Origin of the sequence: Paenibacillus sp. FSL R10-2782 (assembly GCF_038592985.1) — a bacterium.
Classification (GTDB): Bacteria; Bacillota; Bacilli; order Paenibacillales; family Paenibacillaceae; genus Paenibacillus; species Paenibacillus terrae_C.
Window position 1 is genome coordinate 2,896,910 of the sequence record NZ_CP151951.1, and the last position, 12,773, is coordinate 2,909,682.

The window sequence follows — 12,773 nt, forward strand, 5'->3', positions numbered from 1 at the left end:
TCTCAGTCCTGCTCATTCCGAACTCCTTCTCTTTGCTTCTGAATCTGTCCAAGTAACCAGCGGCCTGCCGGTCCGTTGGCATCGGCAGGAAATATCTGCATCGTTTGATCCGAAAAATGGCTCTGTGCCCAGCCCGTATGATCCTCCCAAACCGCTACTCCCTGTACATTGGTCAGCTCTGTGGTAAGCTGGGCATCCGATTGTTCCCGTACCATGACTAGCTTCGGATAATGCTCCTGCTTGAAGCCTTCCAACAGCACACAGTCGTATGCCTGAAAATGCCGGATCAGTCCGGTGACAGGCCGGCTATGCTCCTCTAAAATAGCTGTTCTTCCACCTGAAACAATGGCTACGCCTTCGGCTCCCGCTTGTCGATGCTTGTACGTATCTGTTCCCTTATGATCCATCTCAAACTCATGTCCATCATGCTTGATCACAGCAATGCGTAGCCCAGACTCTCGCAAATAAACAATCAATCCTCCGAGGAAGGTTGTTTTGCCCGTATTTTTGAAGCCGACGACCTGACATACATACGGATTTATCGTATTCACGACACCTGACCGCCTTGAAGCACCAGCACTCGCACCTCTTCCCCTGCACGCAAGCCCTCTGTTGTTGGAGGAACCACGATCAGACAGTCGCTGTCCTTGATCGACACCATGACACTGGATTCATCCACTCGCGCAGGAATCGCGTATACTTGCCCGCCCTTTATCTCCAAGGAGCTACGTACAAAGCGGGTAAAATTGTTCACCTTCGTATAATCTGCTCCCAACCGCGCCGTCCAGGTTTGTAAATACGGCTGCTCTGAAGACAGCATCATTTGGATGGTGGGTCGCACAAACAACTCACAGCCTACAAAGCACGCACCTGGATTGCCAGAAAGCGCTATTAGTAGCTTGCCGTCAATCAATGCGGCTGTGGTCACACTGCCTGGACGCATGGTGACCTTGTTGAACAGCATATCCACACCCTCCTGTCGTACCAGGTCGCCCATAATATCAAAATCCCCCACCGATACTCCGCCACTCGTGACGACGATATCGTAGGCAGCTATCGCTTCATGTACGGAAGCCCGGGCGAGAGCCAAGTCATCATGAATGGCTTGCAGGATGAACGGATCGCCTCCCGCCTCCCTGATTTGTGAAGCCAGCATATATGTATTGCTGTTCCGAATTTTCCCCGGCTGCAACGGCTCATCCACGCCAAGCAATTCCGAACCTGTGGAAAAAACAGCTACTCGTGGCTTCCTGTAGACAGGTACCCGATGTACACCAAAGGTAGCCAGCACAGAGATGTGTCCTGCACCCAGACAGGTTCCTTTACTAAGTAAAAGCTGACCTTCATGGATCTCATGGCCGATTGCCGTCACATTTTTGCCGATTTCCATGCGCTTCTTCAAGCCGACATATACCTGTCCATCTTCATCACGTAGCTGTGTTGCTTCCAGCATAACAACCGTGTCGGCCCCTTCAGGCAATTGCGCTCCTGTCATAATACGAGCTGCCAATCCCGTCTCTACCCGCTTGTCCGATACGGTGCCGCATGGAATTTCGTCAATCACGCGTAGCCAGATCTCCTGACCGAACGAACAGACTTCAGTGTCCGAACCAAGGATGGCGTATCCATCCATTCCGGAGCGACGGAAGCGGGGATACGGGTGTGGTGCGGTTAAATCCATCGCCAAATAACGTCCATGCGCCTGCTCCAGCCCTACATCCTCCCGCTCTCCCTGTTTAACATGAGCAGCTATTCTGCTTTGCGCTTCTTCCACCTGAACCGCTTTGCGCTGAAACTTGTCCGAATTGAATTGTGCCTGATTCATATCTTCACTCCGTTCTTATGAAAATGCCCTCTTTCTTTTATAACGCTAAAACCGTTATCTGGCAAATCTGAGCCATGTTTATTGGGTAGCGGCAAGTCTCTATCCGCAAAAAAAACAGCCCGGGATCTCATTCCCGGGCTGTTTTGGCAGATGTGATTTTTTAATTTTGCTCGTAAATACACACACATCATAACCCCATCATCGTCGACTTCGTCGGCTGATTTTACCTGAACCGCTGCGTGTTTTAGGCTTACTATAAGATTTACGCGGCGAATCAAAAATGCTGGAACCGCCGCTGCTGCCCCGGTCACGTGAAATCGAGCCCCTGCTCGGTGAACTGCTGCTGGAGCCTCTGTCGAACAGACTTCCGCTGGAACCAACACTGGAATCAGACCCCTTACCCCTACGGGTAACGGAACCCTTCCGCTCCACCGTAATTGGTGGGATGGCTTTCTTCTCCTGCACCGTAGGTGCACGGTACTGGCCTTGAGAAGGCCGATATACATCTCTGCTTGAATATCCCCGGTAAGAGCCTGATCCGCGCAACGAATCAAACAGAGCATCCAGTACGGTTGCCGTTAAGTATCCTTTTAGAAAGCTGGAACTGTAATTTTGCTCCACATACTTTTTGCTGTCGATTTCAATTAATGTGTCTTCCTTCTTGGCTGGATCTTGCTGCAAATGATACCATTCATCGCTGTATACCAGAAACATCCGCTCATTGCTCTGAGGCGAGATTTGTTCCGGCTCACGCTGTTCTTTCAGTTCCTCCGCTACTTCTGGAACCGTTTTGCCTGCGGCCCGGTACACGTACGAGGTCGAGTTGCCGCTACCACTGACCGATTCCAGCGGGTACGTATCTTTCACATTTGGCGCACCGCAGCCGCTTAGCACGGATACGAACAAGCTCAGCGCCACAATGACCTTTAATGCATACTGGCAGGTGCGTTTGCCCATGTGTCACCCTCTCCTAGCTTGCCCGAATAACCTTGACGTCTCCGGTAATTACTTCTTCTCCTTCATATAGCATAAAGCGGCCGTCCTGCCACTCTACACGCAGCAGATGGTAATCATCCGACTGATACTGCCAAACATGCTGCTCTCCACCCTGTCGAAAAGGAGCACGGCCCATAACCGTAACATGCCCAAAATACTGCTCTTCCAAATGATATGTTGTGTCATCCAGTTCCAGAATCGTTGGCACTTCCTCCGGATTGTCCAGCCTGCCGTCAATCGCCTGATACAGTCCAAATTGCAACGTTTCCCGTTCCTCAATGTGAAGGTAGCTGACTTGATTACCATCCTGAAGCGTTAGAACAACGGCATTCCGAGCGCGGTTATGTACTCGGCCTACCACTTCATATGTGACAAGCGACACTTCACAGATATCGCCGGGGTTTAAATGAAGCATACTCTTTTCAGCTTTTGGCGGCTCCGGCTTGGCAAACAGATTCGAAATTCGTTTCCATACACCCATAATGTTTCCCCCTGCCCTTCTTTAGCCTAGAAACATGCCGCAATGATCAAAGCGCCGACCAGATGCAGCGTACCTGAAAACAGACCAAAGCCAATTTTGCCTTCCTGCGTGCCTTTATCCAGATCAAGCTGTGCCCAGTACCGAAGCAACAGACGTACGACAACTTCCAAAACAAAAAGAATGACAAAGGCGATCACCGAATACACAAGCGCCTCCAGCAAATTGTTAGCTGTAGCAATGGAGCTTGACAAAATATACCCCTGTGCAAACAGCTTCATAATTAACCGGACCGTTACAGCCATATTACCCGCTTTCACTTCTGCAAAATCCTTATACTTCGTAAATAAAGAATCAATGTACATCAATACGAACAACAAAACGGCACCCGCGCCAGTCCATACAAGCATCGCTTTCATCGTTTCCAAAAAATGCATTTCATACCATCCTCCACATCTTCTTGACCTTCATTTATTGATTTACGCCTCCGGGCAGGGAAAAGCGAAGGAGAAAACGGTTCCCCTTCGCTTCCTTAGCAGCCACGCAGGCGCCCATGCTTATAACCTTATTTATTGTCGTATTGCTTCAACAAAGCGGCAAGCTCTTCGTCCACAGCGCTTTTCTTATCAAGCTCCTTGAATTCCTCATCCAACGATCTTTCCTTAGAGGACATTTCGTTGCTTGCTTCAGCACGCGCTTCCGCTTGCAGCATTTTTTCTTCCATACGCTTCAGCCCGGCAGTTGCCGTATCAGAGCTAAAACCGTTCATCGCTTTGTTAATTTCCGTTTGCGCTTTAGCTGCATTATAACGGGCAACCAGTGTTTCACGCTTGTTCTTCATTTCTGTCAGCTGTCTGCGCATTTCATCCAGCTTACCGCGCAGGTTATCGGCTGCGGCTTTGTTCTGCTCGTAGCCTGCCTTGAACTCGGTCATTTTTTGCTCAGCAGATTTCTTTTCTTCCAACGCACGGCGAGCCAGATCCACGTTTTGTGCTTTTGCTGCCGTATGGGCCTGCTCCTCACGTTTTTTCACCAAAGCAGCCTGCTCTTCGTATTGCTGTTTGAATCTCTTCTCAATAGCAATCTGAGCGGCTACTGCCTTCTCTGCATCCTCCAGGTCTTCTTGCATATCACGAATGTATTGATCCGTCATTTTAACTGGATCTTCGGCCTTGTCAATAATGGAGTTGATATTGGACATCGTAAGATCTCTTAAACGTTTGAAAATAGACATGTGAAGTTCCTCCTAGTGTTGAATGCTTAAATTTTAAGCTCTGTACACATGTTTACGCAAGCTTTGCAAATTGAGTTTCAAAAAATATGATCCAAATAAAAGTGCATTCTAAAAACCACGCAGGTAAGGCTCCGGGATATCCGCTTGTACTTTTAGCTCCCGCGATGCATGCAGCGCCCAATACGGATCGCGCAGCATGGCGCGTCCTATCGCTACCAGATCGGCTTCTTTTTGCTGAATCACCCGCCGGGCATCCTCATAATCGTCCAGCAGACCAACAGCAATTACAGGCACATTCAGCTTTTCACGTATATCACGTGCCAAATCCACCTGATAACCCGCACGCGCAGATGGACCGCCATTAGAACCAATTGGCCCCTCGCCACCAGAGGAGATGTGAAAAATATCCACACCTGCATCACGATATCGTTCCCCTATGCCCGCTATGTATTCCACATTATATCCGTTTTCAACATACTCTTTGGCGGATATCCGCATCATCACAGGCATATCAGGCGGAAGCACCTCTTTAACAGCCTGAATCACTTCAACACCGAACAGCGATAGATCCTGTCCATATTCATCTTCTCTAGTGTTCGTTAAAGGGGAATGAAATTGATGGATCAAATAACCGTGAGCGCCATGGATTTCTACTGTATCAAAACCAGCTTCCACCGCGCGGCGCGCGCCTTCCTTATACGCCTGTACCAGCTCCCTGGCTTCGGCTGTCGTCAAAGCATGCGGCTCCTTGAAACGTTCGCTAAAAGCAATCGAAGACGGTGCAACAGGCAAGTCAGCATCTTCAGCCTTGCGTCCGGCATGACCTAATTGAATTCCGATTTTGGCACCGTATTTGTGGACTTCCTCCACTATTTTACGGTATGCAGGAATATGCTCGTCACTCCAAATGCCCAGATCATGATCTGTAATGCGTCCATCCGGGTGGACCCCCGTCATTTCCACAATAATCAGTCCGGTACCACCTACTGCCCGACTAACGTAATGGACATGATGCCAATCATTTGGCTTTCCATCTTTGGCCTCCACACTATATTGGCACATCGGGGGCATTACAATCCGATTTTTTAAAGAAAGTCCCTTTAATTGATAAGGAGTAAACAAGTCGGTCACTTTTATCCATCCTTCCTTTAATTCCATCTCTGTACAATATGAATTGCAACCCCATTATACACCAGCTATCACTGGATACCGAATCCATTAAAAGGCTAAAAGTTGCGAAAATGCTGCTGTTTTCGGTCAGGATTAATAGAATATGTGCCTTTAGCTTCGTGATCTTCACTTACATCCGTTGCCACAGGGCATTTCCACTCAATCACTCAATAGTCTAACCTGTTTAGCAGCATAATTTCAATATGTCAGGTGCATAATAAATGAAAGCAACAGAAGGTACCACTGCACGGAAAGGGGGGATACATATGCCGTACAGGGGATTATTGCCAATCATGGCACTGTTACTAGCATTTTCGAGTTTTCCCGTTCACGCGGATGCGCCTCCCGATATCGGAACGCCCCATCCCAAGGAAGCGGCTGTTGTTTCTTCAGCACATAAGAGCAGAGAACGAGCCACTCCCACATTAGCCATGCTTCGAAAAAAACATGCGGATATTTTCAAAATGTGCGGTCCGCATACTCAGCAAATTGCCCTGACTTTTGATGACGTGCCCGATTCCCGGTATACGCCGCAGGTTCTGGACATTTTGCAAGCGAATGGGATTAAAGCAACCTTCTTTATCGTCGGTCACCGTGCGGAAAAACACCCTGGCATGATTCGCCGTATCGTACGTGAAGGCCATGCCTTAGGCAACCATTCCTATACTCATCCGGATTTTAGGAAAGCTTCACCGGAACGCTTTCGCAACCAGATTAAGAAAACAGAACATATTTTGGAGGCCACCGTTGGCTTTCGCCCCAAGCTGATCCGCCCACCCTATGGTGAAATTACGGAGCCTCAGATCCAGTGGGCGCGTCGTCACGGCTACATGATTGTGAATTGGAACGTAGACTCCCTCGATTGGAAGGGACTCAGTAAAACACAAATTCAGCGTAATGTGATCCCGGCTACCGGACCAGGCTCCATCATTTTAATGCATGCAGGTGGAGGTCAAAGTTCCAATCTGAAAGGCACTGTTCAATCCCTGCCGGGTCTCATTCAGTCGCTGAAAGCCAAGGGCTACAAATTTGTCACGGTTCCACGGCTACTTCATACCTCGGAGCGGAAATAACATTAAAAGGGCTGTCTTACCAGCAGATGCATTCTGCTCGTCAAGACAGCCCTTTTTTAATCGACAAAACCCATATATGAATCCTGAACCTGCGATTAAGTTATTTGATTATAGATCACAGATTATAGTTTACATAATATATATTATGTAAACTTAATTCATTTGCTTATACAGCCTATTTATCAATGACGTACAGCTTCACATTCTGAAAACCAAAGTCACTCACAAAAGATGGGCTGCCTGGAATGAAAATATCTATCCGTTTCCCCGTAATGGCGCTACCCTTATCGCGTGCTACGGCTACAAAAGAATGATCCGGCAAACCCGGGTGGGAATAGCCTGTAACCAACACTTTCGTACCCAACGGAATTACGTTTGGGTCAACCGCAATCGTACCAAGCTTAAGCGGATTTCCGAAATAATCCACCGCTCCCCATTTTCCATTTTCACTGGTTGCTGCGGAATACGCTGTAGCCTTCACGTCAACTACTTTGCTGTAGTTAAATGTTTTGCCCCATGCTTCAACTTGTTGACCGTCACCTGCCGGCGCTTTATCTGAAAGAAGCTGAGGCTTTGAATCCGAAGCAGCCTTTACCTTGTTCTCGTCCGGCACCTTAATTTGTACTCCTGCATATATATTGCTGGCAGCAAGATCTGGGTTCTCCTTTTGCAGATTCTCTACAGATACCCCGTAACGTTGAGCAAGTAAAAAGAAGGTATCACCTTCCTTGGCGGTATGAAGCGAAGCGGCGTCGGCTACCCCGGCTGTCTGCGCCAATCCTGCAATGGCTGCTGCCAGCACCGCAAATTTCATTGTTTTTCCAATACGTTTAAGATGTTTCAAAAGATATGTACCTCCTCTGTTATGCCTGCGAAGTTAGCTGTCGGATTCGGACTCAGGAGAAGCCCTATGCTTGTGCAATTCACCCCTAGGCACCTTCCATCCATTCGTATGAAGACGGATCAGAAGTTACTGCCGTTGTTACGTCCCCCGCACTTCCCATGGTTTTGGGTCCCGCATTCAGCGTCTAAATGTAGCTGTCTGCTGCCCCGGTAAGTTTTGGCTCACTGCATAATATCACAATTTTGTAACCTTATCTGCATGAAAATGTTGGGAACCCCGAATATCATACTACATCTGTTACAATTTTGTCATCATGAAATCGAAATCAGTTACAAAAATCTGAACGAGGATGACAAAAAAAGAAAAAAGCCCTCCCGTCAAACTTCCACCGCGGAGGGCTTGCTTCATAGCCTTTACAAGCTCATTTCTTACAAAACCTTGGCAAGAAAATCCCGGGTACGATCATGGCTTGGAGTGCCAAAAACCTGCTCCGGTGTACCTTGCTCCACAATTTGACCGTTATCCATAAAGATAATGCGGTCTCCTACCTCGCGGGCAAAGCCCATTTCATGTGTCACGATGACCATCGTCATGCCACCCTCAGCCAGCTTCTTCATCACGTCCAGCACCTCCCCGACCATTTCAGGGTCCAAAGCAGAAGTCGGCTCATCGAAGAGCATCACATGCGGCTGCATCGCCAAGGCGCGTGCAATCGCAATCCGCTGCTTCTGTCCGCCGGAAAGCTGATTGGGATAGGTGTCCTTTTTGTCTTCAAGCCCAACGGTACGCAGCAGCTCCAGCGCAATTTTCTCCGCTTCCTTTGCTGACTGGCCTCTAACCTGAGTTGGCGCAAGCGTCAGATTTTGCAGCACCGTTTTGTGCGGGAACAGATTGAAATGCTGGAACACCATCCCCATTTTCTCACGAGTCGCATTAATATTATGACCACGGGCTGTAATCGGCTCGCCCTCAAACAAAATCTCCCCATCGGTCGGCTGCTCCAGCAGATTCATACAACGTAAAAATGTACTTTTCCCCGAACCACTCGGGCCAATGACGACAACAACCTCGCCTTTTGCAATATCTATATCAATGCCTTTTAAAATTTCATTTTTGCCGAACGATTTACGCAGTTGTTTAACGGTGATCACTGGCTCTCAACTTCCTTTCCCATAAACCCAACAGCTTCGACAAGCTGAATGTCATTACAAAATAAATAGCAGCCGCGATGACGAACGGACTTAATCCTTCGTAGGTGATGTTCTTAATGACTTGGGCCTGATACATAATATCCACCATACCGATGGTAGAAATGATGGAGGACTCTTTAATAATCGTAATAAACTCATTGCCGATCGCAGGCAGTACAGACTTGAACGCTTGCGGTAAAATGACGTGACGCATAGCTTTGCCTCGTCCCATACCGAGTGAACGGGCCGCTTCCATCTGACCACGGTCCACTGCCTGGATACCTGCACGGAAAATTTCAGCCAGATATGCCGAGCTATTCAGAGATAACGTAATAATACCGGACTGAAGTGGCGTAAAATTGACGCCCAGCGTCAAAGCAACTCCATAATGGATGATCATAAGCTGTACCAGCATAGGTGTACCACGAAGTACCTCTACGTAGGCTGTACCCAACCATTCAATGATACGTACACCACTCATCCGCAGCAGAGAGATGATCAGACCAATGATAAATCCGAACAGTACCCCGAGCGCAGACAACAACAACGTGTAGCCGATACCCGTAGCGTAAAAGCTGCGATATTTCCAAAATATATCCACGATGTTGTTGGATGAAACCTGTCGATCCGCAGAGAGCGCACTCGCTTCCGTGGAAAACTTTTCAATAGACCCGTCTGCTTTCAGACGAGCCAACGTTTTATTTACAGATGCCAGCAGTTCAGCATTTCCTTTACGAATACCTACAGCTGTTTCTGCTCCCTCATCCTCAGGCACCGCCTTGGCGAGTGTTACAGTGCCATCCAATGTGTATCCTTTAGCGACAGTGTCTTCAATCACTACAGCATTCACACGTTGGGTCCGAAGCTGGAGCACCAGGTCGGAGATTTTATCCAGTGAAGTTACTGAGGCATTGGGCACTTTCTGAGCAATTTCCTCTTGGATACTCCCCTTTTGTGCTCCGATCTTCTCGCCTTTCAAAGCAGCCATCGTCGAATATTTGTCCTTATCCTCCGGGCGTACCATGATGACTTGCTTGGAGTGGTAGTACACATCCGAAAAATCAATACTCTTTTTGCGTTCATCCGTCGGTGTCATACCTGACAGAACCAAGTCTACGCGGCCACTTTGCAGAGCAGGCAGCAACGAGTCAAAGCTCATGTCCTCAATGACCAGCTCTGCACCCAGATCCTTGGCAATTTCATTGGCGATATCAACATCAAAGCCAACAATGGTATCCTTACCGTTAATTACTTTATGAAACTCATATGGCGGAAAATCGGCACTCATGCCGAGTACAAGTTTTGGCTGTGTCTTCGCTTCCGTCCCGTATGCAGTAAGCATCGGAAGACCAGCCAACAGCAAGATAACCGCCGTCAAAATCAGGGCGGTAAAACGATATGCCTTTTTCAATCTTTTTTTCTCTCCTTAAATTCTTTATAATAAATAAGATTGTGTCATTATAAATGAATATGCATGATTATGCAATGAGTGTTATATTACAAATTCAGCATTTCTAACGTAGTACCCACATTACAGCTTATACAAAGGAGTTTTTAGCATGGGTTTTAAACAGACGATTCAACATACAATTGAGCAATATGCCCAACGTTTTAAGAACATCTCGTTATATATTGGTGCAAATCCTGAGCTGGGGAATGAGGAGTTTTTGGCAGCTGCTCGTCTCAAAGAGGAATTGACTTTTCACGGATTTGAAGTGCAGACTCCTGTTCTGGGTATAGAAACGGCTTTTATTGCGACTTATAAAGCTGCAAAACCCGGACCAGTCATCGCTTTTCTGGCGGAATATGACGCCCTCAAAGGCTTGGGACACGCATGCGGACATCATTTGATCTGTATGATGAGTACAGGAGCAGCTGTCGGTCTCAAATCGGTCATTGACGAGATCGGTGGAGAAGTACGGGTATACGGCACACCTGCCGAGGAAACACGCGGTGCCAAGGTTCCTATGGCGGCTGCCGGGTTGTTTGATGATTGTGATATAGCGCTCATGACACATCCTTATGACCGTTATGAAAAATCAGGCAAATCGCTGGCGATTGATGCCGTACAATTCGAATTCTTTGGGCAATCCGCTCACGCGGCGGCCAGTCCCCACGAAGGTATTAACGCGCTGGACGCGGTGATTCAAACGTTCAACGGAATCAATGCGTTCCGCCAGCAGGTGAAGAGTACGGTACGTATTCACGGCATTATTAATCAAGGAGGCCAAGCAGCAAACATCATTCCTGATTATGCCTCTGCCCAATTTTATGTACGGGCTGCTACACGTCATGAACTGAATTCATTGACTCGCCGCGTCATTCAAATTGCCGAAGGAGCGGCCCTACAAGCGGGGTGTCGTCTGAAAACCTCGAATTATGAGACATCTTATGATGAAATGGTGACTAACCGTGCGCTCTCCGATGCCTTTACCGCAAATTTGGTGCTGACAGGCATTCCGCAGGAGGACATCACGGAGGGCGAAGATCACGGCTCCATGGATATTGGAAATGTGTCGCTGCACTGTCCCGCCATTCATCCGTACATTCAAGTTATTGACGAGAAGCACGCCTTGCATACACCTGAATTCCGCGATTTGGCGATGCAGGATCGGGCGCTGGAAGGAATGTTGTTAGCCGCCAGAACCTTGGCCTGGACCGCATGTGATGTAATCACGAATCCTGAGTTGCTGACACAAATTAAGGAAGAATTCGCTCTGCTGAAAAGCAAAATTTAAAATTTTAATTTCGCCAAATTTTTAATTTCGTCTTCTCTCCAGAAAGGAGCAGCAGTCATTATGAATCATATGAGCAGCTTTTGGGTGTTGTTTATTGTGGTCGATATCATTATTTTGTGGTTCTTTTTTCGAGCATTATATCGAAGGAACAGGGAAAATCGAAAGACACGCCGCCGTAATGCATTTTTTCTTAGCTCCCCGTCTCCCTCTTCCCTTGAACAGGGGCGTCATAAGGAGATTATAGAACTCATGCAGCTTCTGGAACGATCTATTCCAGCCTCCTACGCTCATAGTGTAAGGCGGCGTGTGATGGATGCCCATCCTCACCTGACGGATCAGGAATATGATTGGCGCTGGAATGAGCTAAAACGATATTTTATGCTATGTGCAATTATGAATCGGGTGCCCATGTTCAGTCCAGATGTGGATGAACTGTGGCACGAAATGCTAATGTTTACGCGAGAATACCAGCAATTTTCGGAAGCCTTCTTTGGCCGCATGCTGCACCACGCCCCTCATGCCAGCTCACAGCCGATGCCGGATGAACGGGCATGGTTTGACTGGCTGTATGTGGAATGCTTTGGCTGGAACCGCTATAGTGCAAGCCTATGGGGGACTTTTTTTAATCATCCATTACCGAATAACGAGCTTGCACACTATTACAAGCTGACAGCTTCCGGGCAGCCAGCAGGCGACCGTTGGAATATGCAGGAGGGCATCGGCATCTCTCAGCAGGCACAGCAAGCGGTTCAGAGGATTATGGACCATCTGTGTAATCGGGTGAATGAAGCAGTGGATGATCCAGATGGCAGACAGCTGCCGAAGGTCAACTATTTGCAAATTGATTATTTGCTGTTGGCCGTCGTATGGTATTCTTGGTATCAGCCCCATCAATTTGCCTTGCACATGCATCCTGATGCTACAGGAAGTGCCGCATTAGCAAGCTCGTCAGGCTGTAGTTCAGCAAGTGGCTGTTCGAATTGGGATACGCACGACTCGAACCATCACTCTTGCCACGGAAGCTCCCATGATGGTTGCTCATCTCACCACGATTCAGGTGATTCCGGCGGCAGCGATTCCTCGTGCAGCAGTAGCTCCTCATGCGGAAGCAGCTGTGGTGGAGGCGGAGGCGACTGATCACAGTAAAAAAGGGCATCCCACAGAAGCCAATATTGGCTTCTGTGGGATGCCCTTTTTCCATTGTACTTTGTCAGTTCTACCTTGT

The 12,773-nt window shown here is 48.0% G+C and carries 13 protein-coding genes and 1 riboswitch; of the genes, 3 read left to right on the plus strand and 10 right to left on the minus strand.

Features of this window, described 5'->3' with window-relative positions; all coding sequences use genetic code 11:
* Positions 1 to 2: 2 nt before the first annotated feature.
* The 7 genes from mobB to NST83_RS13095 all read right to left on the minus strand — a co-directional run bounded on the left by mobB (position 3) and on the right by NST83_RS13095 (position 5,664).
* Positions 3 to 551: a molybdopterin-guanine dinucleotide biosynthesis protein B gene (mobB, locus tag NST83_RS13065; protein WP_342414532.1), complete on the minus strand. Its 549-nt coding sequence runs from the start codon at positions 549 to 551 to the stop codon at positions 3 to 5.
* On the minus strand, positions 548 to 1,825 hold the full coding sequence (gene glp / locus NST83_RS13070; RefSeq protein ID WP_342414533.1) for a gephyrin-like molybdotransferase Glp: 1,278 nt from the start codon (positions 1,823 to 1,825) through the stop codon (positions 548 to 550). Before glp ends, mobB begins: the two co-directional genes overlap by 4 nt.
* A 198-nt stretch (positions 1,826 to 2,023) precedes the next feature.
* Entirely contained in the window at positions 2,024 to 2,782 is a 759-nt protein-coding gene (locus tag NST83_RS13075; RefSeq protein ID WP_137063269.1) for a DUF4247 domain-containing protein, read from the minus strand.
* Positions 2,783 to 2,795: 13 nt separating this feature from the next.
* Positions 2,796 to 3,302: a DUF4178 domain-containing protein gene (locus tag NST83_RS13080; RefSeq protein WP_010348250.1), complete on the minus strand. Its 507-nt coding sequence runs from the start codon at positions 3,300 to 3,302 to the stop codon at positions 2,796 to 2,798.
* A 26-nt stretch (positions 3,303 to 3,328) separates the two neighbouring features.
* Positions 3,329 to 3,736, minus strand: coding sequence for a DUF350 domain-containing protein (locus tag NST83_RS13085; protein ID WP_137063271.1), 408 nt, complete (start codon positions 3,734 to 3,736; stop codon positions 3,329 to 3,331).
* A gap of 128 nt (positions 3,737 to 3,864) precedes the next feature.
* A complete protein-coding gene (locus NST83_RS13090; protein WP_137063272.1) occupies positions 3,865 to 4,533 on the minus strand; it encodes a PspA/IM30 family protein in 669 nt (222 codons plus the stop codon).
* A gap of 108 nt (positions 4,534 to 4,641) precedes the next feature.
* Positions 4,642 to 5,664 (minus strand): NADH:flavin oxidoreductase/NADH oxidase, encoded by a 1,023-nt coding sequence (locus tag NST83_RS13095; protein ID WP_137063273.1) that lies wholly within the window; start codon positions 5,662 to 5,664, stop codon positions 4,642 to 4,644.
* A gap of 305 nt (positions 5,665 to 5,969) precedes the next feature.
* Here NST83_RS13095 and NST83_RS13100 point away from each other — a divergent pair, with 305 nt between their 5' ends.
* Positions 5,970 to 6,776: a polysaccharide deacetylase family protein gene (locus NST83_RS13100; protein WP_342414534.1), complete on the plus strand. Its 807-nt coding sequence runs from the start codon at positions 5,970 to 5,972 to the stop codon at positions 6,774 to 6,776.
* A gap of 175 nt (positions 6,777 to 6,951) precedes the next feature.
* Here NST83_RS13100 and NST83_RS13105 read toward each other — a convergent pair whose 3' ends face one another.
* The 3 genes from NST83_RS13105 to NST83_RS13115 all read right to left on the minus strand — a co-directional run bounded on the left by NST83_RS13105 (position 6,952) and on the right by NST83_RS13115 (position 10,221).
* Positions 6,952 to 7,620 (minus strand): 3D domain-containing protein, encoded by a 669-nt coding sequence (locus tag NST83_RS13105; protein WP_342414535.1) that lies wholly within the window; start codon positions 7,618 to 7,620, stop codon positions 6,952 to 6,954.
* 7 nt (positions 7,621 to 7,627) lie between these two features.
* Positions 7,628 to 7,800: riboswitch (cyclic di-AMP (ydaO/yuaA leader) on the minus strand.
* A gap of 248 nt (positions 7,801 to 8,048) precedes the next feature.
* A complete protein-coding gene (locus tag NST83_RS13110; RefSeq protein WP_134914763.1) occupies positions 8,049 to 8,771 on the minus strand; it encodes an amino acid ABC transporter ATP-binding protein in 723 nt (240 codons plus the stop codon).
* A complete protein-coding gene (locus NST83_RS13115; RefSeq protein WP_137063276.1) occupies positions 8,758 to 10,221 on the minus strand; it encodes an ABC transporter substrate-binding protein/permease in 1,464 nt (487 codons plus the stop codon). The genes NST83_RS13110 and NST83_RS13115 overlap by 14 nt, the downstream gene beginning before the upstream one ends.
* 148 nt (positions 10,222 to 10,369) lie before the next feature.
* Between NST83_RS13115 and NST83_RS13120 the strand changes: the two genes are divergently transcribed.
* Positions 10,370 to 11,548 carry a M20 family metallopeptidase gene (locus NST83_RS13120; RefSeq protein ID WP_342414536.1) on the plus strand — a complete coding sequence of 393 codons (1,179 nt, stop codon included), beginning with the start codon at positions 10,370 to 10,372 and terminating at the stop codon, positions 11,546 to 11,548.
* Between the two features lie 60 nt (positions 11,549 to 11,608).
* Positions 11,609 to 12,685 carry a hypothetical protein gene (locus tag NST83_RS13125; RefSeq protein WP_342414537.1) on the plus strand — a complete coding sequence of 359 codons (1,077 nt, stop codon included), beginning with the start codon at positions 11,609 to 11,611 and terminating at the stop codon, positions 12,683 to 12,685.
* Positions 12,686 to 12,773: the final 88 nt, after the last annotated feature.